Genomic DNA, 25,197 nt, shown 5'->3' on the forward strand with positions numbered 1-25,197 from the left:
ACACCATGGCAGCCGTCGCTCAGTTTGCCCAGGGCATCGATCACCCGCTGGTGACCGTGCGCGATCACGCCAAGGCGTTGCAGCAGTACCGCCAGATGGGCTTTGCGCCCTCTCCGATCAGTTACCACCCGTGGGGAACGGTCACGTCGCTGATGATGTTCCCGAGCAATTTCATCGAGCTGATTGGCGTGGACGACCCCACCAAGTTCGGTACTAACGCGGTCAACGGGTTTTGCTTCGGGCGCCAGTTGGGGGCGTTTCTTGAGCGGGGCGAAGAAGGTGTTTCATTGGTCGCGCTGCACAGCCAGGACGCCGATGCCGACCACGCCCGGCTAGTCCAAGCGGGCCTGGAAAGCCAGGGCCGGATCGATTTTCGCCGGGCCATGACCCTGCCCGATGGCCGCCCGGATGAAGCCGTGGTGTCCCTGGCGCTGTTTATCGACCCCAAGCTTGGTGATGCCTCGAATTTTATCTGCCATCAGCACCGCCCTGAGCTCATCTGGGTGCCGGGGTGGCAGCAGCACCCCAATGGCGCGGACGGGATTTTAGCCATTACCTACCTGGCCGACCCGGCCGAGCTTGAGCCACGCTGGCGCGCGATTTATGGCGATGCGGTGACCTACCAAGGCACGGTGCTGGAGGCCGATACAGGCTGCGGCGTGTTGCGCGCCATTGATGGGGCGACGGCTGCATTGGAGTTTCCCGGTATCGAGTTGCCCCGCTTTGTTGAGCAACGGCCCCACGCAATTGCGCTGCGCCTGCGCACCCACCGCTTCAGTGAACTGCGCTCGATCCTTGCGCGCAATGCCGTGCCCCATCGTGAAGTATCAGGGCGGATCTTGGTGGAGCCGCAGGCGGCAGGGAACGTGATACTTGAGTTTTGCCAGGCTTGAGACCTGTTAAGAGATCGGGGGCGAGCCCCCTCCTACCCGGTGGTGTGTCTGTGTGTATGCGTGCGTAGGAGGGGCCTCAGCCCCGAGCTCTTAGCTGACTATGTGCTATAGACTGGAGCTTTAAACCCGCCAGTCTAGGAACGTTAATGTCAGCCAAGGTGACCCCCCGAACCGCCGAGCCGACCGCTTCGTTGGAAAGCCGTATCCGTAGCCGTTATGAACAGATGTCAGCGGTAGAGCAGAAGCTGTCGGACGTGATCCTCGCCTCCCCCGGCCATTTGGCAATGCAGACTGCCACCGAGCTGGCGACCAGTGCGGGGGTGTCCAAAGCCACCACCACCCGTTTTTTCCGCGCGCTGGGCTACGACTCGTACGAGAAGGCGCGCCGCGATGCCCGTAAAGCCAGCAGCGGTGGATCGCCCTTGTATTTACAGCATATGGGCGACGAAGAGCGCGATCCTCAGGCGCTGATTCAGCACCACTTGAGTCAGGAAATCAGCAACCTGGTGAAAACCTACGAGTCATTGTCCCAGGCCGATCTGTTTCAGATGGCCCAGGCGATAGCCCACGCTCGGCGGGTGGTGTTGATCGGTTATCGCCATAGCCAGACCGTGGCGGTGATGTTTCGCAGTAATCTCATTCAAGTGCGCAGCGATATCCTGCTGCTGCCCGTACCCGGCGACTCCCTCGCCGAATACCTTGCCGGGCTGGACGAGCGCGACGTGGCGATCTGCATTGGCTTGCGCCGTCGCTTACCCCAGCTCGAACGTGGCATGGCCGCCATGCAGGCCCTCGGCGTGCAGATTCTATATATCTCCGACGTATTGGCCGGCAAGCCGGCGAAACTGGCACGTTGGGTGATTCGTTGCCACACCGAGGGGACCTTGATGTTCGACAGCAACTCGAGCGTTGCCGGCATCACCAACCTGTTGTGTTCGTTGGTGGGCCGTGAGCTGGCCAGCGAAAAGTCGACGCACCTGGCCGACGCCGAGGTGCTGCATCAGCAACTGGGCGAGCTCGAGTAACCACCGGGCAAACGGCGGAAAAGCACCATAAGCGCCCCTATGCGCACCAGCGCAGGGCGCCGTGGGTCATGGCGAGTGTATGGCTAGAGGGGGCATGGAACATAGGTTTCTGTATATTGCCAATTGAAACCCTTGTTTCTAGAGGCCTGCCGATTTCTTTCCCGCACGCTCACGGCACTGGCACAGAAACTGCGATACCCCTTGGGTCTTCATACCGAACCCAAGGGCGCCATCATGAAAAAAACCTTTCCCGGCATTCCGCTCGTTCTGGCTGTAATGACCCTCGGCGCCGCTTTGTATGCGCCTGTGTCCTCGGCTGACACCCTCGACGATGTGAAAGCCCGGGGCACGCTGGTCGTGGCGATCGACCCGACCTTCGCGCCCTACGAATACACCGACGCCAGCGGCGCGATCACCGGCTATACCCCAGCGATCATGGCTGAAGTGGCTAAAACCCTTGGAGTGAAAGTCGAATACCAGAAGATGGCCTTCAGCGGCATTATCCCGGCGTTGATTTCAGGCTCGGTCGATGCCGAAGGCTCGTCCTTGAATGTGACCGCCGAACGCGCAAGCAAGGTGCTATTCGTGGCGCCGTTCGGCAAAAGCGTCAACGCGGTCATGACCCGGGCCAACGATACGCGGCTGGACCCCGCTAGCCTGAAAGTCGAAAGCCTTTCGGGCTTGAGTGCAGCGGTCAAGACCACGTCGGCCCCGGAGCAACTGGTCAAGCAGTTCAACGGCGAGCTCAAAGCCAAGGGGCTGGCACCGATCAAGATCGTCGGCGTTGACAGTGTCGATCAAACCTTGTCTGCCCTGATGACCAAACGGGCGGATTTCATCCTCGATGACATCACCGTGCTCGGCAGCCTGCGCCAGCAGCACCCGGATAACGTGCGTCAGGTGGGCGAACTAGGTGACAGCCAGTGGATCAGCTGGGCCACCCGCAAAGATGACGTGCGCCTCAACAAGGTCATCAGCGACCAGATCATTGCCATGAAGAATTCAGGCGAGCTGCAGAAGCTGCAACAGCAGTACCTGGGTGTGACCTTCGAGCTGCCTTCCACTGACTTTATCCCTGCCAAGTGAGAACCCCCATGTCTTCACCCGTTACCCACGTCCACGTGCCCGCCGGGCATGGCCGCACGTTTGCGGTCCGCAGCGGCCAATTCATCACGGTGATCGACCGTGAGGGGCAGCAGGCGGCGGATTTCGTCGCCATTGTCGACGGTCAGCCCGAGCAATACCTGTCGCCGACCCACACCCGCCGTCGCTTGAGCTCGCTGTTTTTCACCGTCGGCGACAGCCTCTATTCAAACGCCGACGAGCCCCTGTTGCAGGTGCTGCATGACACCGTTGGCGTGCATGACGCCAACGTGCCGGCGTGCGACTGCACCCGTTTCAGCGTCGATTTCGGGGTCGATGGCCATCGCAACTGCCTGGACAACCTGCACGAAGGCCTCGGCCACTACGGTGTGCTGCCGGTGAACGTGCCCGAGCCATTCAATCTGTTTCAGAACGGGCCGGTGACAGCCGATTGCCGCATGCAAGTCACCGACCCAACCAGTCAGGCGGGCGACAGAATTATCTTTCGCGCCTTGAAGGATCTGGTCTGCGCCGTGTCGTCCTGTCCGCAGGACATCATTCCTGGTAATGGCTTGCTGGTGACACCTATCGACATTGTCATTTCCAACGACGAACCGGCGCTCGCCTAAGGACTTTCCCATGCTGATCATGAAAGACGCCATCGAAACTCGCGCGCCATTGCCGCCGCAGTCGGTACAAGTGCCGGCCGCCAGCGCCGGCTCGATCCTGGTCAAACGCGGCCAACTGCTGCGAATTACCGCGCTGCAGGATGGTGCGGTAGCCAGCCTGTTCGGGTTCAGCGAAGCTGAGCCCAGCGTGCACTTGTCGGTGCACCACACCCGGGTGTTCAGCAACTCATATGTGCTAGGCGCAGGCATGCGTATGGTCAATAACCGTCGACGCCCGGTGATGGTATTGGGCAAGGACAGCGTCGGCCAGCACGACTTGTTAATGCCCGCCTCTACCAGCGCCTTCCTGGCGGCCAACGGCTACCCGGGGCAAACCGGCTGCGTGGAAGCGCTGGCGGCTGAGCTACAGCGGCTCGGCCGCCAGCAACCGAAACTACCCGACCCGATCAACCTGTTCATGCACGTACAGCTCGATCAGCAAGGAACGCTCAAGCCGATGCCGACCCAGGTGAAAGCCGGCGACTCGGTGATCTGTCGGGTGGTGCTGGACACCCTGTTCGTGGTTGCAACTTGCTGCACCGGGATTGCCGGTAACGATCAGCCCGGTGCCGTTGAGTTGGCGGTGGCCGAAGACCTCAGCGCATTCACGGCCTGACCCATGAGTGCCTACTCGCCGCTGCTCAGCGCCCTACCCGATCTGGCGCACGGTCTCTGGGTCACGCTGCAGCTGACTGTGCTCGCCGGCTTGACCAGCTTTGCCATGGGCCATGTGATTTGGTGGCTCAGGGGGCGCTCGACGCCGCTGTGGCGGGGGCTCGGTCATCTGTACGTGAGTCTGATGCGCGGCATACCGTCCATCGTTCAGTTGTTTATCGTGTTTTTCTCTTTGCCCCTCATCGGGCTGGGCGGTAGGCCGTTGTTGGCCGCGGTGCTGGCGATAGGGCTGAATAGCGCGGCGTATGTCGCGGAAATTCTTCGTGCCCACTACCGCAGCCTGCCTTATGGCCAGACCGAAGCCTGCCAAGCGCTGGGGTTGTCGGCCTGGCAGGGCTGGTGGTACGTCTCGGCGCCACAAGCGCTGCGCGCCAGCCTACCGGCGTTGGTCAATGAGTTCACCCTGGTGCTCAAGACCACACCCTTGGCGTCGGTCGTGGCGGTGACCGAGCTGACCTATGCCGGGCAGTTGGTGATTGCACGCACCTACGAAGCCACCCCGGTGCTGGCGATCGTTACCGCCGGCTACCTGCTGGTGTGCTGGCCGACCCTCAAACTCGCGCGGCGCCTGGAAGCTCGCTTCAACCGCGCCAGGAGCCACTAATGGACTGGTCAGCCGTTGTAGATAATGCGCCGGACCTGGCGGCAGGTCTTTTAGTAACGCTGCGCCTAAGCCTGATCGGGGCCTGCTGCGCGCTGATTTTTGGCGCCCTCCTGGCGTGGGGATTGTTGCAAGGGCAACTGTGGCTGCGTGCAGCGCTGCGCACTTACATCGATTTCGTGCTGGGCCTACCGCTGCTGGTGCTGATCTACCTGCTGTTTTTTATCTTGCCGGAATATGGCATCACCCTCAGTTCGCCCGTGGTTGGGGTCACCGCACTGACTCTGTATTACGGGCCCTACATGGGCGAAGTGCTGCGTAGCGCGTTTGGCGCAATTGCCCGCGGCCAGTACGAAGCCAGTGCCGCGTTGGGCCTGCGCCCTTGGCAAACCCTGCGCCACGTGCTGCTCAAGCAAGCGCTGCCCGTGGCACTGCCGCCCTCGATAGGTTTGCTCATAGGCCTGATCAAAGACACCGCGCTGCTCTCGGTGGTCGCCGTGGAAGAGTTCATGTACGCCGCCAAGCAAGCCATCTCCAGCAGTTATGCCCCACTGGAAATTTACCTGGTCGTCGCCCTCGCCTATTGGCTGATTACCTGGTCGCTGGATACCGCCGCCGGTGCCCTGGAGCGCCGTCTGCACCGCCATCGTCTGGCCAAAACCTGAACCTGAATTGGAGTTCGCTATGTCCTTGATACCTACTACCCTGACCATTCCTGCTGGCCATGGCAAGGCCGTACGCTTGAAAGCCGGGCAAGCTGTCCGTGTGATTAACACCCACGGCACCCAAGTGGTCGATTGCTGGGCCTGGAATGCCTATGACCTTGAAGAGTTCATGTGCATGGAAGCCACGCGTGTTTGGACGCAGCACCTCAACCCGGTGGTGGGTGACAGCTTCGTCACCAGTGCTCGCCACCCCATTCTGACGTTGGTCGAAGATACCTCGCCGGGTGTGCACGACACCTTTATGGCAGCCTGCGACCGTCGCCGTTATGAGCTACTCGGCTGCACCCACTACCACCGTAACTGCAGCGATAACCTCTTCGAGGGCATGCTGGAACTGGGCGTCACGCCGCCACGGCGCAATCTGGCCTCGTTCAATATTTTCATGAACATTCGCGTACAGCCGGACAACATCACCTTGGCCACATTACCGACGGTTACCCGCCCTGGGGACTACATCACGTTGCGTGCTGAGATGGACTGCTTCGTCGCGTTCTCCGCCTGCCCACAGGACATCGTGAATATTCAGGGCCAGGGCGACAACACCCCCAGAGACGCGCACCTGCAGATTAGCGATGACGCGTTCCCGACGGTGCACGTTAAAGGCCCGTGGGTACCGGGCTCGGTAGCGGCCGGGTAATAAGGGCTCGGGGGCGAGACCCCCTCCTACAGTCGGCGATATAACTGATTTAAATGTCTCACTGATTGTACGAGGGGGCTTGTCCTCGAACGGCTGCGCAGTAGCCCGTGATAGGGCATTCGATATGCTCCCACTTACAGGTAACTATTATTGGTTTCAGCTGAGTGCTCGACCCTCATTTCTCTCACCCTACTTGGTCTATCCCCCATAAGGCAATACCTAAAAACAGAACGCTTGTTAGGTTTTCTTAAAAAGGCTTAATATTGCTTGTTTGATAATAGACTAGCTTCTGGAAAGCTAAATATACGAATTTTGAGCCACATATCACCCATAGAAACAGATTTCCAGCGATCACGATTTCGATATAAGTGCCATTTAAAAGCGTTTTTCTCCCCCGCCTTTTGCTTTATTGAAACTTTTTCACTCAATATACGGCCTTAACGCTCGCCACCCGCCGCTAAGTCCTACTGGCCCGCGTGACCTCAATGCCCTACCCCCCCTTCTATTTGGAGTAATTCCCGATGGCTAGAAGCTTGTTGCCTCTTGCTGCCACTTTGTTGCTGAGCTTTACCGTTTTATCCGCCTCAGCCGCCGATGCTCATCATTCATCCGCGTCGACCTCGAGCGACGTGCGCGTTGAAGTCGATGCCCAGCGTGAGCACCTCACGGGCGCCAATACCGTGAAAACCCAAGGAACTGCGGGCGCGCAGACGGTTCTAGACGCGCCTGTGGACACCGCAGACGCCCCGTCTGGCAGTGAGAAAAAGTGAGCCCTGCAAGGCCAGCACACAGTTTCAGCCATCGAATAATTCCAGGAGTGGTTGCATGTCCATGATCAAACAAGGCTTACGCTTGAGCCTGCTCGCGCTCAGCGTGGCGCAAGCCAGTAGCGCGCTTGCCGTGACCCCAATGACGGGCGACGAAGTCGAGGCACGCGTCGGCGCCATGCTCGACAACATGAGTCAGTCGGAAAAAATCAATTTCACCCGCGTCAATGACGGGCGCATGATCCCCAAGCTGGACGCACAGGGCCTGCAAGGCACCGTCGCCTACGATTCGGCGATGGGTGTGCTGGTGGGCGGTAAGACGTTCGGCGCGCAATACCCCTCCCCTTCGGCCCTCGCGGCCACGTGGAGCATCAACCGAGCCAAAGAGTTTGGCCTGGCGATCGGTTATGAAACGAGAATCGCGGGCGGTCAGCAGATGCTTTCGCCGGCGGTCAACCTGTATCGCACCCCGTTCAATGGCCGCTCGGCCGAATACATGAGCGGTGAAGACCCGTTCCTCGGCGCGGTGCTGGCGCCAGCCGTCACCAACGGCATTCAAATTCAGGGCGTGCAGGCGGCAGCCAAGCACTACCTGATGAACGAGCAGGAAGCGAACCGGCACTACCTCGACGTGAAGATTGACGAGCGCGTGATGCAAGAGCTGTATCTGCCGGCGTTCGAATCGATGGTTAAAAACGCCAATGTCGCCTCGGTCATGTGCGGCTACAACAAAATCAACGGTGAGTACGCCTGCGAAAACCATCATTTGATCACTGACATTCTCAAAGGTCAGTGGGGCTTCCAAGGCAACGTAATGAGCGATTTCAACTCGATTCAGGACGCCTTCAAAGGCGCTTGGGCGGGGACCGACATCGACATGCCGAGCGGCTTGCAGTTTACCGAGGCCAAGCTGCTGCCCTACGTCTGGAATGGCCAACTGCATCAAAGCGTGATCGACGACAAAGTGCGGCGCAACCTCAGGGCCCTGGTCAGCTATGGCTTCGATAAGGGCATCAACAAGGCCCAGCCGCTGGTGCACCGTGAATATGGGCAATTGGCAGCGCTGAACGTCGCTAGGGAATCCATCGTCCTGCTGCGCAACGAACCGGTTAACGGCCAGCAGCCGCTGTTGCCATTGGCCAAGACGGCGAAGATTGCCGTCATCGGTGACCTCGCTTTGCAGCCACCCACATCGCCCTTCGGTACGGCTTATTCCACCCCGGAAAGCTATGTCAGTGAGCTCAGCGGCCTGAAACAACTCGCGTCGAGTGCCGCGAACGTCGAATACATCGCCGCCATGAGCCTCAACCCGAAAGCCTCGGTGTGGTATCAGCCCAGCACTGGCAAAGGTAAGGACGCGATCAGTAACGCTGGGGTAAAGGCCGAGTATTATGCCAATAGCTCGCTCTCGGGCGATCCGGTTGCCACTCGCGTAGAGCCGGGCGTTAACTTGAGCTGGACCACCAGCAGCAACGTTACCGACAGCGGTACCACTGCAGTTTCTGGCTACAGCCCCACCCCCGGTGCGTTTTCCGCGCGTTTCACCAGCAAAATCAAACCCACCATCTCTGGGCCCCACGTGCTCAAAGTGCGGGCCGATGGCGCCTACAAACTGTGGCTCAACGATGAGCTGGTGATCCAGGATGACGACCGGCAAGTCTCGTTCGACCTGATTCCGGTGATCCCGCGCACGGCCAAGACGGTCAATCTGACGGCGGGTAAAGAGTACAGCGTGCGCTTGGAATACCGCCGCCTGCAGGGTAACTACATTCCCATCCTGGGCGGCCTCAATGGCGTGCAGATGAGTTGGGCCTCGCTGCGTCCACCGGCCAATCTTGGTGACTATGACGCGGTGGTCGTAGCAGCAGGGAGCAACTTCGAATATGAAGGTGAGTCGCTGGATCACCCATTCGAACTGCCGCAGTTCCAGTCCGAACTGATCAGCCATGTGCAGCGGGCCAACCCGAAAACCATCGTCGTGCTTCATGGCGGTGGTGGCATGGACATGCAGCCATGGGCAAACAAGGTGGCCGCGTCGCTCCATGCGTGGTTCCCGGGGCAACAAGGCGGCCAGGCGCTGGCGGAGATTCTCTTCGGCAAAGTCAACCCGTCGGGCAAGCTACCCATCACCCTGGATAAAAAGGCCGAGGACAACCCGAGCTTTGCTAACTTCTCAGACCCGGTGGCGTACTACTTCAGCAGCCCTAACCCGCCTACTGAAATGACCTATAGCGAAGGGCTGTTCATGGGCTACCGCGGCTATGATAAAAAGCATGCGAAGCCGCTGTATCCATTCGGCTATGGTCTGTCGTACACCACTTACCAGTACAGTGACCTCAAGCTGTCGAGCAATGTCCTCACCCCTGGCGCCACGATCAACGCCACCTTCACGGTGACCAACACGGGGAACCAGGCAGGCTTTGAAGTGGCGCAGCTGTACGTGCAACCGTCGAAAGCTCAGGTCGAGCGCCCGGAGAAAGAGCTGAAGGGCTTCTCCAAGGTTTACCTGAAGCCAGGCGAGAGCAAGACCGTCAGCATTGCCTTGGATTCGCGCTCGTTCGCCTATTACTCTCCGGACTCTGTGAGCTGGAATGTGGACCCTGGCAAGTTCAAGGTCCTGGTGGGTACCGACTCGGAAAACCTCTCCCTCAACCGCACAGTGCAGGCGCTTTATGCTGAGCAGTTGACCACGCGTGACTCCAACCCCCTGCCTCTGCCACTGCGCAAGGCCGTTCAGGTCCAGCCCGCGCAGGCTTATTGACCCAATCTGATCGGTGGCCGCAATGGCCACCGGTTCTGTTCCTCGCTGCAAACGCCCTTAGCGCCTCGCCAGATCTGCGGCCAGCCGCGCCAGGAACTTGCCGAAGACGCTTTCGATCTGCACCTGCCCCGGTGACCGCAGCCATTGAATCTGCAGGCCGTCCATCATCGCGGCGATCTCTAGGCTGAGCTGCTTGGGATCAACGTCAGAGCGTATCTCCCCCGAATCGATCAACAGTTGCAGGTGCGCCTGAAGATGCTGATGAACAATGCCAAAACGCTCGGTGAACCATTGGTGAGCCGGGTGGGTGACTGACAGGCTTTCGGTGTTGATGATGATCAACGCCTGGCTGACGGCGGGGTCTTCAGCACTGAACTGCAAGACCAGCTGCAAAAAAGCGACAAAGCCGGCCAGTGACGGCGCCTGTTGCACTTGCTGTAATTTCTCGGCGATGTAGGCATCGCGTTGAGCTAGCACTGCCTGCAGTAAGGCCAATTTGTTCGGGAAATGGTGCAGCAGGCCCACCGTGGATAAACCTGCCACCTTGGCGACGTTTGCCAGCGACGAACCGGCAAAGCCGTCGCGGGCGAAAATGATCATCGCGGCACGAAGGATATCGACTTTGCGTTGATCGCCCTTCGACAGGCGCTGGGGTTTCACGCTGGGCGGTGCATTGGCGTCGGTAGGGCTCACAGGCATATCGATAGTGGTTTCATTTGATGGTGTTCAGCGCGTGGCTTTGCCATTTCAAACTGACCCGTTGACTAAAAATACTGGCAATGACCGCGAAGCAGGCGCCGCCGACCAACATGCCGATAAACGCGCCAGAACTGCCGTAGAGCGAGGCACCCAGCCATACGAACGGAACGGTACCCAGGGTTGCGCGCAGCCAGGCGAAAACTGGAACATACCACGCCGCCTTAAAGCTGACGAATATGGCCACGGCGACGAATTCTCTGCCGACCAGTATCCACAAGGGTCCAGCGAAGATCAGCACCTGTACCAGCATGGCGCTGCCTTCCGGCGACAGGCTGGCCCAACGGGCCAGCGAAGTGGACAGGCCCATACTGAACAACCACACACAAACGCCGTAAATCAGCACCAGCCTACGGGCGTGAGCGATTGCATCCCGTACCCGGTGTGGCTCCCGGGCACCGACGCTATGCCCGATGATGGGCGCCAGGGCAATTGGGATGGCGAAGAAAAAGCAATAGAAGGTCTGAATCAGCCGGTCGATTACCGTCATGGCCGCCAACGCCGGCGCGCCGAACGCCACCAGAGTGTGTAGCAGATAGGCCAGGCTGACAAAGGTAGCGAGGTTGCCCAGCCAAGCTGGAAAGGCCACCCGCAGCAGCATGGGTGCATAGGTGCGGACACTCGGCCACAAGGGGGCACTCACTGACGTGGCAGGGACACGGACAAGCCTGCTGCGGCAGGCAACGGCGGTGACTATTGCGGCCACCCCATAAGCGATGGCGGTACCGGTGAGGCCCAGTTCCAGAACGAACATCAGCACTGGCGCAATCGTTGCGAACACGGCCGTACCGGCCAACGTGATCGCCATTGCCGTTTTCATCCTGCCATAGGTGCGCATGACCTGAATGTTCAAGTGGGCCGCGGCCATGACCACCATGGCAGGGGCAACAATGGACACGTAGTGATGGGCGCTGGCTTCGATTTCACCTTGCAGCCCCAAGCCGTGCGCGATCAGGCTGAAGCCTGCCCATTGCGCCGTTACCATCAGGGCAATGCAGGCCAATGCCACGGTAAACAGGCATTTGATAAAAGCGCCGGCCGCGTGTTGCTGCCCAAGGCCGATGAGCCGCGACAGCAGCGCCCCGCAGGCGACAGTGAAGGCGCTCACTATGGTCGAGATAAAAAAGATGAACAATTTGGCCACCCCGTAGGCGGCCAGGGCTTGCTCGTTATGCAGCAAACTGATGTAAACCACCGCAATGATGTCGATCAGGAACACCGCCAGCAGGCTCGCCCCGGTGCTGGCGAATGCCACCCCTATCTGTTTTTTCAGGCTGGCGGTGGTTGAGCTGGGGCTAACGCTCACAGCGGCTTGAGTTTTTATCGGCATCAAAACAACCTAACGAGCGTGGCCATGACCTGACGCACCCCCTCCTCCAGCGTTCCATCGTTACGGCACAGCGCCCAGCCGTTGTCTGCCACAGCCTGCTCGAACGCCGAGGTACCGGCGGCATGCTCCGCCTGGTGGTAAAGCAGCGTGCTGCTCAAGCCCCGTGAGCGTGCCATAGCCCTGGCCCAGGAAATCTCAGGCGCGGTGACCACCCCGACATGCAGGTCGGGCACTCGCACGCCTTGCTCGAGGTTCAAGCGCAGGATCTGCGCGAACGGGATGGTGCGCCGAAACGCGGCCTCCGAGGGGTACCAACGGTCGATCAGAATAATGCTGTCTGCCGGTTGTTTAGGCAGTACCTGCTGGGAAATCCACGCTCGGCTGAGGGCGAAGCGCTCACAGACTGCCCATTCCAGCTCCCGGCAAGGGTTTCTCGCGAGTTCGTTGACCATGGCCATGGTTTGCGCCCGAAACGGGTCGCTCTTGCGCTCACAAAGCCGAATGACCTTTCTGTTCTGTGCCCGCAGCGCGTGCGTGAGGGCTTCGAGCAGCGTGGTTTTGCCAGTGCCTTTGGGGCCATCCATTGCAACGAATAGCGGACGATTGATGCCCGGGTGCACTGACATACAAAACCTTAACCGCTTGGATCACGGCCGCTAATGGAGCATCGATAGAATGCCCGGTATTCAATCAGCTTTTATGGCATAGAGGCACTGCGGGTGAAAGTTTTTTCACTGCGCGTGGTGTGCCGCTCAACGGCAGGCAAAGGCTAGCACTCTTGCAAGCATCTGATCGCAGGCATCCAGTTGCTCGGCGCTAATGAATTCGTCCGGCTTGTGCCCCTGCTCCATGCTGCCGGGTCCGCAGACCACCGCTGCGATGCCGCACTGATCGAACAACCCGCCTTCGGTGCCGAAAGCCACCGTCGCGAAGGCTTGAGAACCACAAAATTCGCCAATCAGGGCGGCGGCGTGGCTATCCAGCGGCGTATCCAGCCCCGGGTAACTCGACAGCTCGCTGAAGCGGATTTCACTCTGGGCACTGACGGCCTGCATGGCGGGCAGCAAGGTCTGTTCAGCATAAGCGCGCATGGCCATGACGACTTGTTGCGGGTCGTAAGCAGGCAGCGCGCGCACCTCGAAGTCGAAGCGGCATTGCTCGGGGACGATATTCAAGGCAGCGCCGCCGCTGATCACGCCGGTCTGAACCGTGGAGAACGGCGGGTCATAGCGGGCGTCCAGCGGCTGGGTGGTTTTTAACCCCTGGCCCAAGCGGCTTAACTCGTTGATGAGCTGCGCCGCATATTCAATGGCGTTGACGCCACTGGGCGCGTGGGCGGAGTGGCAAGCGGCGCCGCGCACATCGCAGCGCACCGCGACTTTACCCTTGTGCCCGAGCACCGGTTTAAGTTCAGTGGGCTCACCGATGACGCAGAGCATCGGTTGCACGGCCCGTGCCTGCAGCGATGTCAGCAATGAGCGCACCCCCAGGCAGCCCACCTCTTCATCATAAGACAGCGCAATATGTACAGGCCGGCGCAGGGCCGCCTGGGTCAGGGCCGGCACTTGGGCCAATACGCAGGCGATGTAGCCTTTCATGTCGGCCGTGCCTCGGCCGTAGAGTTTGCCGTCGGCTTCGCTCAGCTCGAAGGGAGGAAATGTCCAGGCCTGGCCATCGACGGGGACCACGTCGGTGTGACCGGACAACACAATGCCGGGTACGTCCGCAGGGCCGATGGTCGCGAACAGGTTGGCCTTGGTCTTCTGCTCGTTGTAGATCAATTCGCTGGCGACCCCATGGCCATCGAGGTAGCGTTGCACGAAGTCGATCAATGCCAAGTTGGACAGGCGGCTGGTGGTGTCGAATGCCACCAACTGCGCCAACAGAGTGCGGCTAGTGCTCATCGCTCATCCCCGGGCACACCGTACCCCGGCGCGACACTGGGGTTGAGGGCGCGCTCCAGGTAGTCTTGCAACTGCGGTTGGTAGGCCTGCCAGAGGCTCGCCAACACCGCAACGGGAGCCTGTTCTGCCCAGTCCACGCGCAGGTCGACGATGGGCCAGGAGGGTTCTGCGACTACCTTTAGAGCGGCCGAGTGCACCGGCCCGGCTTCGCCGCCTGCATCGAGCCCTGCCTGCAGGGCAGTCACCAGGCGTTCGGCCAACGGCCCGGGAGTGCGCTCGAACGCCCGCACCATCGCCTCGATGACCCCAGGGTTGGCCAGCATATTGCCGGCGCCTACGCACTGATCGCCGTGCACGGCGTTGTTGATCCCCAGGGTTTCGCTGCCGCTGAAACTCGCCACCCGGCCCAGATGGTCGATGGCGGTGACCTGACGGTAGTCGGCGAAGACCCCATCGGCCATGACCTCGTCGAGGGCCTCAGCGGGCGAGCGGCCCTGCTCGATCAGGTCCAGGGTCATCGGGCCCAGTGCCGGCAGAGTGATGTTTTGCGACGACACCGCACCGACACCCGCGCGCAACCAGGGGCAACGGGCGCCCACGGCGATGCTCGACGAACTGATGGCGATGCCCAACTGGCCGGTACGCGCGCACCGGGCCGTAATGGAAAGAGTCATGGCGAAGGTTCCTTACGCAGGTATGACGGCGATCACGTCAATTTCCATCAGCCACTGCGGCTGACCCAAGGCTGAGACCACCAACCCGGTGGAAATCGGAAACACGCCCTTGAGGAATTTCCCTACTTCCTGGTAGACCGGCTCGCGGTAACGTGGATCGATGATGTAAGTGGTGGTTTTGACGATGTGGGACAAATCGCTACCCGCCTCTTCCAGCAGTTGCTTGACGTTTTGCATCGCTTGTTTAGCCTGCGCTGCCGGGTCACCCAGGCCCACCAGGTTGCCCTCGAAGTCAGTGCCCACCTGGCCTCTGACGTACACGGTGTTGCCAGCCCGCACTGCCTGGCACAGGTCGTTGTCCAGGCTTTGGTTGGGGTAGGTGTCTTTGGTGTTGAACATGCGAATACGGGTATGGGTCGGCGTAGTCATAGAAGAACTCCTGGTTGCCTGGGGGCTTTGATCAACGCTTGACGTTGCGCAATGGAACGACTGCGGCCGCTCGTTTGCCTTGGTCATAGGCGCGGTATTTGTGCTGGTTGGCGATCTGGTCGACCACATGTTTGGCGTCGTGCCACACCCCCCAGATAAAGGCCGAGCCGCGCCGCGACAACCAAGGTAAGCCGACGAAGTACAGGCCCTGGGCGCTGGACACGCCGCGTTGGTGCAGCGGCTTGCCTCGGCTGTCGAAGGCGTCGACCTGCAGCCAGCTGTAATCCTGCGAGTAACCCGTGGCCCAAATGATCGACGTAACGCCCGCCTCGGCCAGGTCCAGTTCCCTCAGCGGGTCAGTGATGCACGCCGCATCGGCTACCTTTTCGCGAGCGGACGGCTCTTGGGGCAGATCAAGCCCATTGCGCGAGGCATAGGCATCGGCCGCGTCGAGCAGTGACAGGTAGTTCGCATCACCCTGATCGAGGTTGCTGTTCAGGTCATCCTGAAAGCGCACCCTGCTGCCGACGAACTCCTGGGTCAGCCCCACCAGGGTCATCCCAGCCTGGGCCAGGCGCCGGAAGTCCACGGTGTGGCCGCCGCGCGCGCCGCTGACCGCAATGGTCACGTGTTCCTTACCGGGCTGCGGAGTCTCGTTGTCCCACAGCCCCAGCACCCCGAGCCACCAACAGAAATCACGCCCACGGTAGGCCCGTGGCGGACGGTCGTGGGGGCCGACAGAGAGGTAAACCTGACGGCCCGCCAGCATCAACTCCTCGGCGATTTGCACGCCAGAGGAGCCCGCCCCCACCACCAGCACAGCCCCGTCAGGCAACTGTTGCGGGTTGTAGTAATGCGCGGAGTGGATCTGCTGCAAGGTGCCGGCGGGCGGCGCAATCGAGGGGATCACGGGGTTCTGAAATGGCCCGGTCGCCGACACCAAATGGTTGACCACATAGGTGCCCGCGCTGGTTTCTACACGAAAACCCGCACGGCCGACGTTAGCGGTCACGCGCTTGACCTCGACGCCGGTCTTGATCGGCGCGTTGAATTTGCGCGCATAGCGCTCGAAATAGTCGGCCACCTGCTCTTTACCGGCAAACCCGTCCGGGTCCATGGCAAATTCCAGCCCTGGAAAGCGGTCGTGCCAGGCCGGGCCATTGGCGACCAGGGAATCCCAGCGGCCACTGCGCCAGGCTTGGGCGATACGATGTTTTTCAAGTACCAGGTGCTCGATACCGAGGCGGCTCAGGTGCTCGCTGGTGGCCACGCCGGCCTGCCCAGCGCCGACGACCAGTGTGTCGATTTCTGTGATGGTTTCTTTCATTCTGGCATCCCTCAACAGGTGATAACCCACGTGTTGATGCGGTGAAAAAGGTAAAAAACGCTGGGTAACAGGCATAACAAGCCCTGCGCCCGCTACAGCCGCACAGTGAGAACTCGCAGGCTCAATCAGTCCAACAGCGACGGGTCGGCCTGAATCATCAGCAGCTTCATTTCTTCGAAGTGCTGCTGGGAGAAGTCGGTGATCTTCTGCCAATCCTGGGCGGTCTTTTCAGCCACCGGGTCGGAGAGGATTTTTAGCGGTTGGCCGGTGGACAGTGCGGTGACCAAAATCTGGCAAGCCCGCTCCAGTGTCCAAATGTCGTCGAACGCTTCGCCCACGGTCGGCGCGGTCACGATCACGCCATGGTTGCCCATCAACAGGCGGCTCTTGTCCTGCAGCAAGCTGGCCAAGCGAGCGCCTTCGGCCGTGGTGTCGGCCATACCGCCATACAGTTCGTCGATCGCCACACGGTTGAAGTAGCGCGCGGTGTTCTGGTCGATGGGGGCGATATAGGGTTTGGCCAGGCACGCTACGGCGGTGGTGTAGACCGGGTGCAGGTGCAAGACCACCCGGGCCTGGGGCAAACGCTGGTGGACCTGGCCGTGGATAGACCAAGCTGTGGCGTCGACATCGGGGCGATGCACCGCCTCGGCATCATCGGCGTCGAGGAGCAACAGGTCGCTGGCACGCACGCGGGAGAAGTGCTTCCACTTGGGGTTGAGCAGAAACTGCTTACCGTCCGCTGACAGGGCTGCGCTGAAATGGTTGGCGACTGCTTCATGCATACCCAGGTGCGCGATAATCCGAAACGTGGCGGCCAGGTCTATGCGAGTTTGCTCTTCAAAGTTAAGGGCCATGCTAATTGCTCTCGGCGCGAACGTGGCTGTCGCCAGCCGCGTTCTTGGGTGATCAGGGCTTGGGCATCAACGCTGCGATATCCTCGGCGGAGGGTGCCTGGAACTTGTACTTTTCCAGCAGCGCGGCATATTCGGGGGTCTTGCTGAACTTCTCGAGGCCTTCGACCAAGGCCTGCTTGACTTCGTCGTTACCCTTTTTCACGCCAAAGCCGTTGAGTACCGGGTAAATCAGCGTTTCGGAAGAGATCACTACGCGGTTGCCCAACTTGTCGACCACGCCGCGGGCGACAGCAGCGTCGGTAATTTGCGCCTCAACGGCATGGGCCAACATGGCCTGGGTGGTCTGCGGGTCGGTACCGTATTCGCTGATAGCAATCGGTTTCAGGCCATTCTTCTCGCAGTACTCGGTGGAGAGCTTCTGCAGCTGCTGCAGCCAGGAGGTGGCCGCCATGGAGCCGATCTTGTGGCCGCAGAAGTCTTCCGGGGTTTTAGGCTGATAGGCGCTGCCTTTAACGGACAGAATCGCCTCACCGCTTTTCAGGTAGGGAATCATGTCGATGACTTTCAGGCGGTCGGCGGTGATGTACATCGATGAATTGGTGATGTCGAACCGGCCACCCTGAAGCCCGCCGATCAGGTTGGGAAAGCGCGTATCGATATTTTCTGCGGTGCGCCCCATCACTTTGGCCAGCCCATCGAGGAACTCGATGTCAAAGCCTGCCGGACGGTTCTTGTCCATGTATTCATAAGGAAAGAAGGTCATGTCCGAGCCTGCGATGATCTTGCCTGGCTGCTGAAAGGCCAGAGCCGCGGTCGACGACAAGCTCACCACGGTGCCCAACAACGCCAAGGCAATAGGCCGAACGATCAGGTTTGACAATTTCATAGGTGCACCTCGCGGATGGAATGGGGGTCAGGCAGCGGCGTCTTTGCCGGCCTGCTGGACGAAAAATGAAGCTCCTTTGGGTTTTTGCGGCAAGCGTATGCAGTGGCCGGTGCTGCGGATCAGGCCACTCTCCTGCCCTGCGACCATCAGCCCGGCGTGCTCGCTGGGCAATGGGTTCTCAGCGAAAGGCAGTGCGTCCTCGGCGGCGTAGACGCTGATAAATAGCGTGCGCGGCCATGGGGTGTTGTTGGGGCTCGACGCGTGGAGCAAACGGGTATGCATAAAACACACGGAGCCCGACGGGCCATAGCAGGCCACTGGCTGCTGGCAGTGGGCTTGAACCACGCTGTCTTCCACCGCGCCGGTGAAGCGGTCGTCTTGCCAGTGCGACCACAGGTCTTGTTTATGGCTACCCGGTGCGACATTCAGCGGGCCGTTTTCAGGGGTCACCTCGCTGACCATCAGCAGCGCGGTGACCAAGTCATCGTTGCTATGGGGGGTAAACAGAAAGTCCTGGTGCCATTTCACCTGGGTGGCGGTGTGTGGCAGCTTGGAGTTGATCTTGCTGTGGTGGAAGCGTGTGCCTTTGCCACCGATCAGCTGCGCGGCGATGGTTGCCATGGGCGATGCGAACGCCGTATGCCGGTAGGCCGGCGAAATTTCCGTGGGTGAAGTGACCCGGCGCAGGGAGGGATGGTCGGGGCGGTGATCGCTTTCAACGTCGAAGCGCGGGCGGCCATCCAGCGTTTGCCCCCAGGCCTGGGTTTGGCTGCGGCTGTCTTCTACCCAATGGTCGAAGTCCTGCTGCAACGCGGCGATTTCGTCCGCTGACAGGACGTTTTCCACCACCAGAAAACCTTGCTCGTGAAACTGGTCTATTTGCCATTGTTCAATCATTTCGTACCCCCATAGATAGGCGTTAAGGCACTAAGCCAGTGAGACATCTTTGAGAAAAGCTTCAACCCGGGGGTGCTGGCCGTCGCGCAGCACTTGTGGGGTTTCATCGCAGATCACGCGGCCTTTCTCCATAAACACGATGCGGTCGGAGACCTTGAAAGCGAAGTTCATTTCATGGGTCACGATGATCATCGTGATGCCTTCCTGGGCGAGGGTCTCGATGACTTGCAGCACTTCGTTGACCTTTTCAGGGTCCAGGGCCGAGGTCGGTTCATCGAACAACATGATTTGCGGACGCATCATCAGCGCTCGCGCGATGGCCACGCGTTGTTGTTGCCCACCCGACAATTGATGCGGGTATTTCCAGGCATGCTCGAGCATGCCGACCTTGTGCAGCAGCTGATAGGCCTGGGTCTTGAGCGCCTCCACGGGCGCCAATCCGTGGTATTTGGGGGCCAGAAGCAAGTTGCCGAGCACATTCAAGTGCGGAAACAGGTTGAAGCTCTGGAACACCATGCCGATGTTCAAGCGATACGCTGAGTTCTCGACATAGCGCGGTTTCATCGCGCCCTGGCGAACCAGGTGGATGAAGGGTTGGCCGTTGATCTTGATGTCACCGTTGTCGATTTGCTCAAGGCCGTTGAGCAGGCGAATCAGGGTGGTTTTGCCGGAACCCGATGGGCCGATCACCGAAACGACCTCCCCAGGCTGAATCTGCAGGCTAACGGCGCCCAACACTTCGACGTCGTTGTACGCCTTGTGCAAGCGTGTGGCCTGCAGCGCAGGCCCTGTGTAGTCGATGACCGGGCGGGCGCTGGCCGCCTGGGGCTGGGTGGCCAGTGCCAGCAGATCAGCACCGGGTTCACGTTTGCCTTTGCGCTGGGTCACGTCCAGATAACGCTCAAGGCGTTTGAGCAGGAAGTCGAACACCGTGACAATAAAGACGTAGTAGAACGCCACCGCCGCCATGGTTTCCATCACCAGGAAGTTCTGCGAGTACAGGCGCTGGCCGACCATAAGGATTTCAGTCAGGGAAATCACCGAAATCAGCGAGCTGAGTTTGACAATGGAAATGTATTCGTTGGTCAGCGATGGCAACGCTACGCGCAACGCCTGCGGAATGACGATGCGCCATTGGGTGCCAACGAAACGCAGGCCCAGGGCCCTGGCCGCTTCGCTCTGGCCTTTGGCAATCGACAGCAGGCCGCCACGGTGGATCTCCGCTACATAGGCGGTTTCGCACATGACCAGAGCGATCAAGCCTGCCCAGAACGGATCGGCCAATACCACTGAGGTTGCCGGGATGGCCTGCGGCAAGTTGTAGACGAATATCAACAACACCAGCAACGGCAAACTACGGAACAGCCAGATATACCCCTTGGCCGGTAAGTTGATCAGAGGCAGTGCAGATTGCTTGGCCAAGGCAAGCACGAAGCCTAGAACAATACTGATAAGCCAGGTCAGGACGCTAAGTTGAATGACCGTCCACGAGGCCAGCCAAAACTCCGTATCGCCGAGAAGGCTAAACATGTAATTCCAATCAAACGTCATCGGCTGCTCGCTCGGTCAATGGCTAGTGCTGGGCAGGTACCCCACTTAAGATAAGGACTTCACGCTGCCCCCCTTGCGCAACCATCATGATTGATGCCAAGGCCGACTCACAAATACGAAGTTTTATACCCGAGGCTAGGAAAATCCTAAGCAAAGGGTCACTCGGCGATATCTGTCTGTTCCCAACATCGTGGTGGGCTGCGGATCCTAGATGGGCCAGTAATGACCGTGCACGCTTTTGACGCAGGATCCAGCAGGCATGGATTAATTGCTCTGAATCGGTGCGATGCCAGCATTTGCTGGATTTTTGCTATGCAACCAAGTGGATGACGAAGGTCCGGAGATCCGCCTGGTTAGCGTTGATTCAGACAGCCCGACGCCTGGCACGCTCCTCGCTACTGCATAGGTAAAAGCTATTCAAACCGCATGGCGTAAGCTGCCACCAGGGCGAGGTATTCAATGGCGCACTTCACGTTAAAACAGCTGAAGTATTTTGTGACCGCAGTGGAAATGGACAGTATTGCCGAGGCCTCTCGGCAGTTGCATATTTCACAGCCGTCTATTTCGGTCGCAATTAAAAACTTGGAAGAAGCGTTCGATCAGCCGCTGTTCATCCGTCACCACGCCCAGGGCGTTTCACTGACTTCAGGCGGTGGGAAAGTGTATGAGAAGGCCAAGGAGTTATTGCGCCTGTCCGAGGAACTTGAACACGACTCGCGCCCGGATAACAGTCATGTATCTGGCACCGTCGCCATCGGTTGCTTCGAATCGGCCGCACCCCTGTATATGCCCCGGCTGGTGGCGGGCTTTAAGCGGATATACCCGGATATCACCCTGCAGTTATATGACGGGGAACAACATGAGTTGATGCATGGGCTGCATCGCGGCCGCTTCGATGTCGCTTTTTTGTACGACCTTGAGCTGGGCACGACGATCAACAAAGAGCAATTGAACGCACCGCACAAGCCGTACGCCCTACTACCTGCCGCTCATCCGCTAGCCAGCCAGCACACCGTGACCTTACTGGAGTTGAGTCGCGAACCCATGATTCTGTTGGATGCAGTGCCCAGCCGAACCTACTTCATCGATATTTTCACGGAAAAAGGCTACTCCCCCGTGGTGGCGTACAGCTCACCGTCGATTGAAATGGTGCGCTGTATGGTCGGCCAGGGCCTGGGGTTTTCGGTCTTGGTCACGCGGCCACAAACCAACATGACCTACGATGGCGAGCTGCTGGTGCAACTGGACATCGAAGACGACATGCCCGCCTCTACCTTGGTCATGGCCTATTTGCGCAACAACCAACCGACCCGCGCCACGCGCCTGTTCATGGACTACTGCCGGACGGTTGAACTGAGCCCGGCGACGCCCGCCAGTCAAGATTAGTGAGGCAATTTATCCCAATCCGACGCGTTCAGTGAGCCGATGAGGCTGGGTGCTCGTCGGCCATCGACTTTGGCGAAAAAGGCTTGGGTGTAGCCACTGTCACGCAGGCCCCCGCGCACGCCCAGCTCGCGCTCGAAATGATCGATGCAGCCGCTGTGGGTAATCAGCACCAGGTTTTCCCGAGGCCGCTTGTGTGCGAGCACGGCGTCCTTGAAACCACTGTCACAGCCCTCCAGCCACGCTTGACTCGCCACCGCGTGCCCTGAAATAAACTGCGCGGTTTGTTGGGTTCGCGTCAGCGGGCTGGCGATCACGCGCGCATTGGCCAAACCCAGGTGGCGTAAGCCGATCCCCACATCCGCAGCCCTTAGGCTGCCATTGACCGTGATGCCAGCAGCACTGGCAAGGCAGGCGTTGGACGAACGATCACAGCGTTCCGCATGCCTGACCATGACCACCACATTGCCCTTCGCCCATTCGGCATACAGCTTCGCCTGCACCCAGCTATCGGCCGCCGCCAGATCGACCACCGGTGTCGCTGTGACTAACCAACCCAGCGCCGTTATCAGGAGCAGCAGCGCCATGCCGATCGATGAGCGGGCCAACCAAGCCGCGTCGAAGTGCAACTTGCCGAAGGTACTGCGGCTTGAAGGCAAGGGATGAAATTGCGCGTCTACCACACTGAGGCTCCTCAAATAAAAGGTTGCAGACGAGCGCATGGCCCTCCGTTGCCAGCACGGTATGGTGGGCCCTGTTGTAGATCAGTGAACGAGATGTCAAAAAGAAGTTGAGCGCAGACGCGCCGAATCACAGGCAGTTTTCACAGCGATTTCACTTCGAATTGAACATTGCCTAGCTACATTTGCCGTTGCAGCTCTGTAGGCTGGGGTTATCGTCTGGTTCTGTACATTTTCCACCGCCCTCGTCTTCTACGGCTGGCGGCCGCAGGCGGAGTTACTGCAGACACTACCTGTCAGCCACAGGCCAGTAAGGGAAGGGATCAACTGATGCGCATACTGGTGGTCGAAGACAACAGGGATATCCTGGCCAACGTCAGCGAGTATTTCACCCTAAAAGGGTGTGACGTGACCGAGGCGCTGGATGGGCTCAGTGGGCTGCATCATGCAGTGACGGGTAATTACGACGCTATTATCCTGGACCTTATGTTACCGGGCATGGACGGTATGGTGCTGTGCAAGACACTGCGGGAAAACAGTAAGAACCAAACCCCTATCCTAATGCTGACGGCCCGCGACGAGTTACGCGACCGCCTAGCCGGTTTTCAAGTGGGCGCCGATGATTACATTGTCAAACCTTTTGCACTGTCTGAACTGCTTGCCCGGGTCGAAGTTGTTACTCGGCGGTTCAGGGGCATGAAAAACCGAGTACTGCATATCCATGACCTGACCTACGATTTAGACGCTCTAGAGGTCAGACGCGGCGCCACATTACTCAAGCTCAACCCGACCAACATGATCTTTCTCGAATTGCTGATGCGTAAGAGCCCTGCCGTGGTCACGCGGCGAGAGCTAGAACAAGCGATCTGGGGTAACAGCCAGCCGGACTCCGACAGTTTGCGGACTAATATCTACATGCTGCGTAAAATCATCGACCGCTCGTTCGATACCCCCTTGCTGCACACCGTTCACGGGATGGGCTACAGGCTGCAGGGCCCTCGGCCTGGTAAGTCACCCACGGCGCCATGACGCTCCTCGACCATAAGGCATCTGCCCCATGACCCCACCCCTCGCAGCCCATCAAGTGGTCGTGTTGTTCGACGGCACCTGCAAACTCTGCAACGGCTGGGCGCGCTTTATCATTCGCCATGACCAGGCCCGGCGCATTCAGCTGGCCACCGTCCAGTCGGCCGAGGGTCAGGCTCTGCTGGGGTGGGCAGGCCTGCCCCAGGATCGGTTCGATACCCTGGTGTTGATCGCCGACGGTGACGTGTCTGTGCGCAGCGCAGCGATGTTCAACGTGTTCGCCCGGCTGGGCGCGCCGTGGCGCTGGCTGGCCCTGGCGCGTGTCGTGCCCGGGCCATGGCGGGACTGGCTGTACGACAAAATAGCGCTGAACCGCTATCGCTTATTCGGCCGCTACGACGCCTCGCGCCTGCCCACCGCGGATCACCCTGGGCGTTTTCTGGATAACGCCTGACGGCCGTCAGAATTCGGTGACCACCGTGACCCCGGGCGAGCCGAATTTATCCATGTTCATCAGCGCTTCAATGGACTGCTCAAGGCTAATCGTTCGGCCTATCAGTTTTTCCGGTGCCAACTTGCCTGACTGCATCATGGCGAACATGGCGTCGTAGCGGTGCGCCTGCATGCCGTGACTGCCCAGAATCTCAAGTTCTTTGGCGATCACCATACTCATCGGCACCCTGGGCGCCGTGTGCTCGCCCAGCATGAGCCCGACCTGAATATGTTTACCGCGCTTGCGCAGGTTGCTGATGGAGTTGAAGCATGTTGTAGGGTGACCCAGGGCGTCCAGGGAAACATGGGCACCGCCGCCGGTGATCTCCATGACCGCTTCGCTCACGTTCGCGACATTGGCGGCTTGCACCGTCGCCACTGCGCCCAACGAGCGAGCCAGAGCCAGGGTTTTATCGCAGATGTCGATGGCCACCACGTTGGCGCCCAGGGCGTTGGCAATCATCACCGCCGACAGGCCAACCCCACCACAGCCGTGTACCGCTACCCACTGCCCGGCGCTGACTTTGCCTTGGTCCACCACGGCGCGAAAGGAAGTCACAAAGCGGCAGCCCAGGCTCGCGGCGGTGGCGAAATTCACCGCTGCGGGCAGCCGTACCAGGTTGATATCGGCCTGGTGGATGGAGACGTACTCGGCAAATGACCCCCAGTGGGTGAAACCTGGCTGAAACTGCCGGTCGCACACCTGATGCTGCCCGGCGCTGCATTGTGGGCAGGCACCACAGCCGCCTACGAACGGCACCGTGACACGATCACCGGCCTTCCAGCGGGTGACATCTTTACCCACGGCTTCGACAACACCGGCCAGCTCATGGCCGGGCACATGGGGTAATTCGATATCGCTGTCATGGCCGACCCAGCCGTGCCAATCGCTGCGGCAAACGCCAGTGGCCATGACTTTGAGCACCACACCGTGGGTTTCCGGGGTAGGATCGGCGACCCTTTGCAAAGTCGGCGGTGCGCGGAATGCCTCGTAGATAACAGCCTTCATAAAATCCTCGCCACATGAGATATTCCGTCGAATCTTACCCCGTAGGAGGGGGCTTGCCCCCGATCTTTTGATCTTCAGCCAGTGCATGGTAGATCAAGAGATCGGGGGCAAGCGGAGCGCCGCCCGGCCCCCTCCTACCGGGTGTGGTATAGCTGGCGTGC

Annotated in this window: 26 protein-coding genes; 13 read left to right on the top strand and 13 right to left on the bottom strand. The window is 59.8% G+C overall.

Going from position 1 to position 25,197, the window contains the following annotated elements:
• Positions 1-5 precede the first annotated feature (5 nt).
• From QCL65_RS13795 to QCL65_RS13840, 10 genes are all read left to right on the top strand, one after another.
• The gene (locus QCL65_RS13795; RefSeq protein WP_407309489.1) at positions 6-893 is read left to right on the top strand and encodes a VOC family protein; all 888 of its coding nucleotides are present in this window, start codon (positions 6-8) and stop codon (positions 891-893) included.
• Between the two features lie 146 nt (positions 894-1,039).
• Positions 1,040-1,918, top strand: coding sequence for a MurR/RpiR family transcriptional regulator (locus tag QCL65_RS13800; protein ID WP_407309491.1), 879 nt, complete (start codon positions 1,040-1,042; stop codon positions 1,916-1,918).
• 234 nt (positions 1,919-2,152) lie between these two features.
• Positions 2,153-3,004 (top strand): transporter substrate-binding domain-containing protein, encoded by an 852-nt coding sequence (locus QCL65_RS13805; RefSeq protein WP_407309493.1) that lies wholly within the window; start codon positions 2,153-2,155, stop codon positions 3,002-3,004.
• 8 nt (positions 3,005-3,012) lie between these two features.
• Positions 3,013-3,630, top strand: coding sequence for a DUF1989 domain-containing protein (locus tag QCL65_RS13810; protein ID WP_407309495.1), 618 nt, complete (start codon positions 3,013-3,015; stop codon positions 3,628-3,630).
• A 10-nt stretch (positions 3,631-3,640) separates the two neighbouring features.
• Positions 3,641-4,285, top strand: a complete 645-nt coding sequence (locus tag QCL65_RS13815; protein ID WP_407309497.1) for an urea carboxylase-associated family protein — start codon at positions 3,641-3,643, stop codon at positions 4,283-4,285.
• Positions 4,286-4,288: 3 nt separating this feature from the next.
• On the top strand, positions 4,289-4,948 hold the full coding sequence (locus QCL65_RS13820; RefSeq protein WP_407309499.1) for an amino acid ABC transporter permease: 660 nt from the start codon (positions 4,289-4,291) through the stop codon (positions 4,946-4,948).
• Positions 4,948-5,610, top strand: coding sequence for an amino acid ABC transporter permease (locus QCL65_RS13825; RefSeq protein WP_407309501.1), 663 nt, complete (start codon positions 4,948-4,950; stop codon positions 5,608-5,610). The genes QCL65_RS13820 and QCL65_RS13825 overlap by 1 nt, the downstream gene beginning before the upstream one ends.
• Positions 5,611-5,629: 19 nt before the next feature.
• Complete coding sequence (locus QCL65_RS13830; protein WP_407309503.1) at positions 5,630-6,307, top strand: DUF1989 domain-containing protein; 678 nt, start codon at positions 5,630-5,632, stop codon at positions 6,305-6,307.
• Between the two features lie 521 nt (positions 6,308-6,828).
• Positions 6,829-7,077 carry a hypothetical protein gene (locus QCL65_RS13835; RefSeq protein WP_407309505.1) on the top strand — a complete coding sequence of 83 codons (249 nt, stop codon included), beginning with the start codon at positions 6,829-6,831 and terminating at the stop codon, positions 7,075-7,077.
• A gap of 61 nt (positions 7,078-7,138) precedes the next feature.
• Complete coding sequence (locus QCL65_RS13840) at positions 7,139-9,835, top strand: glycoside hydrolase family 3 C-terminal domain-containing protein (RefSeq protein WP_407316849.1); 2,697 nt, start codon at positions 7,139-7,141, stop codon at positions 9,833-9,835.
• Between the two features lie 57 nt (positions 9,836-9,892).
• On the opposite strand, the gene QCL65_RS13845 is transcribed toward QCL65_RS13840, so the two are convergent.
• From QCL65_RS13845 to QCL65_RS13895, 11 genes are all read right to left on the bottom strand, one after another.
• The gene (locus QCL65_RS13845) at positions 9,893-10,534 is read right to left on the bottom strand and encodes a TetR/AcrR family transcriptional regulator (protein ID WP_407309507.1); all 642 of its coding nucleotides are present in this window, start codon (positions 10,532-10,534) and stop codon (positions 9,893-9,895) included.
• Positions 10,535-10,547: 13 nt separating this feature from the next.
• Positions 10,548-11,921, bottom strand: a complete 1,374-nt coding sequence (locus QCL65_RS13850; RefSeq protein WP_407309509.1) for an MATE family efflux transporter — start codon at positions 11,919-11,921, stop codon at positions 10,548-10,550.
• Positions 11,921-12,529 (bottom strand): dTMP kinase, encoded by a 609-nt coding sequence (locus tag QCL65_RS13855; RefSeq protein ID WP_407316851.1) that lies wholly within the window; start codon positions 12,527-12,529, stop codon positions 11,921-11,923. Before QCL65_RS13855 ends, QCL65_RS13850 begins: the two co-directional genes overlap by 1 nt.
• Positions 12,530-12,673: 144 nt before the next feature.
• Positions 12,674-13,825, bottom strand: a complete 1,152-nt coding sequence (gene argE / locus QCL65_RS13860; protein WP_407309511.1) for an acetylornithine deacetylase — start codon at positions 13,823-13,825, stop codon at positions 12,674-12,676.
• Positions 13,822-14,499, bottom strand: a complete 678-nt coding sequence (locus QCL65_RS13865) for a DUF1028 domain-containing protein (protein ID WP_407309513.1) — start codon at positions 14,497-14,499, stop codon at positions 13,822-13,824. The genes argE and QCL65_RS13865 overlap by 4 nt, the downstream gene beginning before the upstream one ends.
• 12 nt (positions 14,500-14,511) lie before the next feature.
• Entirely contained in the window at positions 14,512-14,928 is a 417-nt protein-coding gene (locus QCL65_RS13870; protein WP_407309515.1) for a RidA family protein, read from the bottom strand.
• Positions 14,929-14,959: 31 nt separating this feature from the next.
• Positions 14,960-16,255, bottom strand: a complete 1,296-nt coding sequence (locus QCL65_RS13875; protein WP_407309517.1) for a flavin-containing monooxygenase — start codon at positions 16,253-16,255, stop codon at positions 14,960-14,962.
• Positions 16,256-16,380: 125 nt separating this feature from the next.
• Entirely contained in the window at positions 16,381-17,112 is a 732-nt protein-coding gene (locus QCL65_RS13880; protein WP_407309519.1) for a class II aldolase and adducin N-terminal domain-containing protein, read from the bottom strand.
• Positions 17,113-17,164: 52 nt separating this feature from the next.
• Entirely contained in the window at positions 17,165-17,998 is an 834-nt protein-coding gene (locus QCL65_RS13885) for a transporter substrate-binding domain-containing protein (protein WP_407309521.1), read from the bottom strand.
• 27 nt (positions 17,999-18,025) lie between these two features.
• Complete coding sequence (locus tag QCL65_RS13890; protein ID WP_407309523.1) at positions 18,026-18,895, bottom strand: phytanoyl-CoA dioxygenase family protein; 870 nt, start codon at positions 18,893-18,895, stop codon at positions 18,026-18,028.
• Positions 18,896-18,925: 30 nt separating this feature from the next.
• On the bottom strand, positions 18,926-20,446 hold the full coding sequence (locus tag QCL65_RS13895) for an amino acid ABC transporter permease/ATP-binding protein (protein WP_407309525.1): 1,521 nt from the start codon (positions 20,444-20,446) through the stop codon (positions 18,926-18,928).
• Between the two features lie 459 nt (positions 20,447-20,905).
• Here QCL65_RS13895 and QCL65_RS13900 point away from each other — a divergent pair, with 459 nt between their 5' ends.
• Complete coding sequence (locus QCL65_RS13900; protein ID WP_407309527.1) at positions 20,906-21,832, top strand: LysR family transcriptional regulator; 927 nt, start codon at positions 20,906-20,908, stop codon at positions 21,830-21,832.
• Here the strand turns inward: QCL65_RS13900 and QCL65_RS13905 are convergent.
• On the bottom strand, positions 21,829-22,551 hold the full coding sequence (locus QCL65_RS13905) for a histidine phosphatase family protein (RefSeq protein WP_407309529.1): 723 nt from the start codon (positions 22,549-22,551) through the stop codon (positions 21,829-21,831). The two genes, QCL65_RS13900 and QCL65_RS13905, sit on opposite strands and share 4 nt — an antisense overlap.
• 288 nt (positions 22,552-22,839) lie before the next feature.
• On the opposite strand from QCL65_RS13905, the gene QCL65_RS13910 reads away from it, so the two are divergent.
• Complete coding sequence (locus tag QCL65_RS13910; protein WP_407309531.1) at positions 22,840-23,538, top strand: response regulator transcription factor; 699 nt, start codon at positions 22,840-22,842, stop codon at positions 23,536-23,538.
• A gap of 28 nt (positions 23,539-23,566) precedes the next feature.
• Positions 23,567-23,989 carry a thiol-disulfide oxidoreductase DCC family protein gene (locus QCL65_RS13915; protein WP_407309533.1) on the top strand — a complete coding sequence of 141 codons (423 nt, stop codon included), beginning with the start codon at positions 23,567-23,569 and terminating at the stop codon, positions 23,987-23,989.
• A 6-nt stretch (positions 23,990-23,995) separates the two neighbouring features.
• Here QCL65_RS13915 and QCL65_RS13920 read toward each other — a convergent pair whose 3' ends face one another.
• A complete protein-coding gene (locus QCL65_RS13920) occupies positions 23,996-25,036 on the bottom strand; it encodes a zinc-dependent alcohol dehydrogenase family protein (protein WP_407309535.1) in 1,041 nt (346 codons plus the stop codon).
• Between the last annotated feature and the right edge of the window lie 161 nt (positions 25,037-25,197).

Origin of the sequence: Pseudomonas sp. nanlin1, assembly GCF_045571515.1 — a bacterium.
GTDB lineage: Bacteria > Pseudomonadota > Gammaproteobacteria > Pseudomonadales > Pseudomonadaceae > Aquipseudomonas.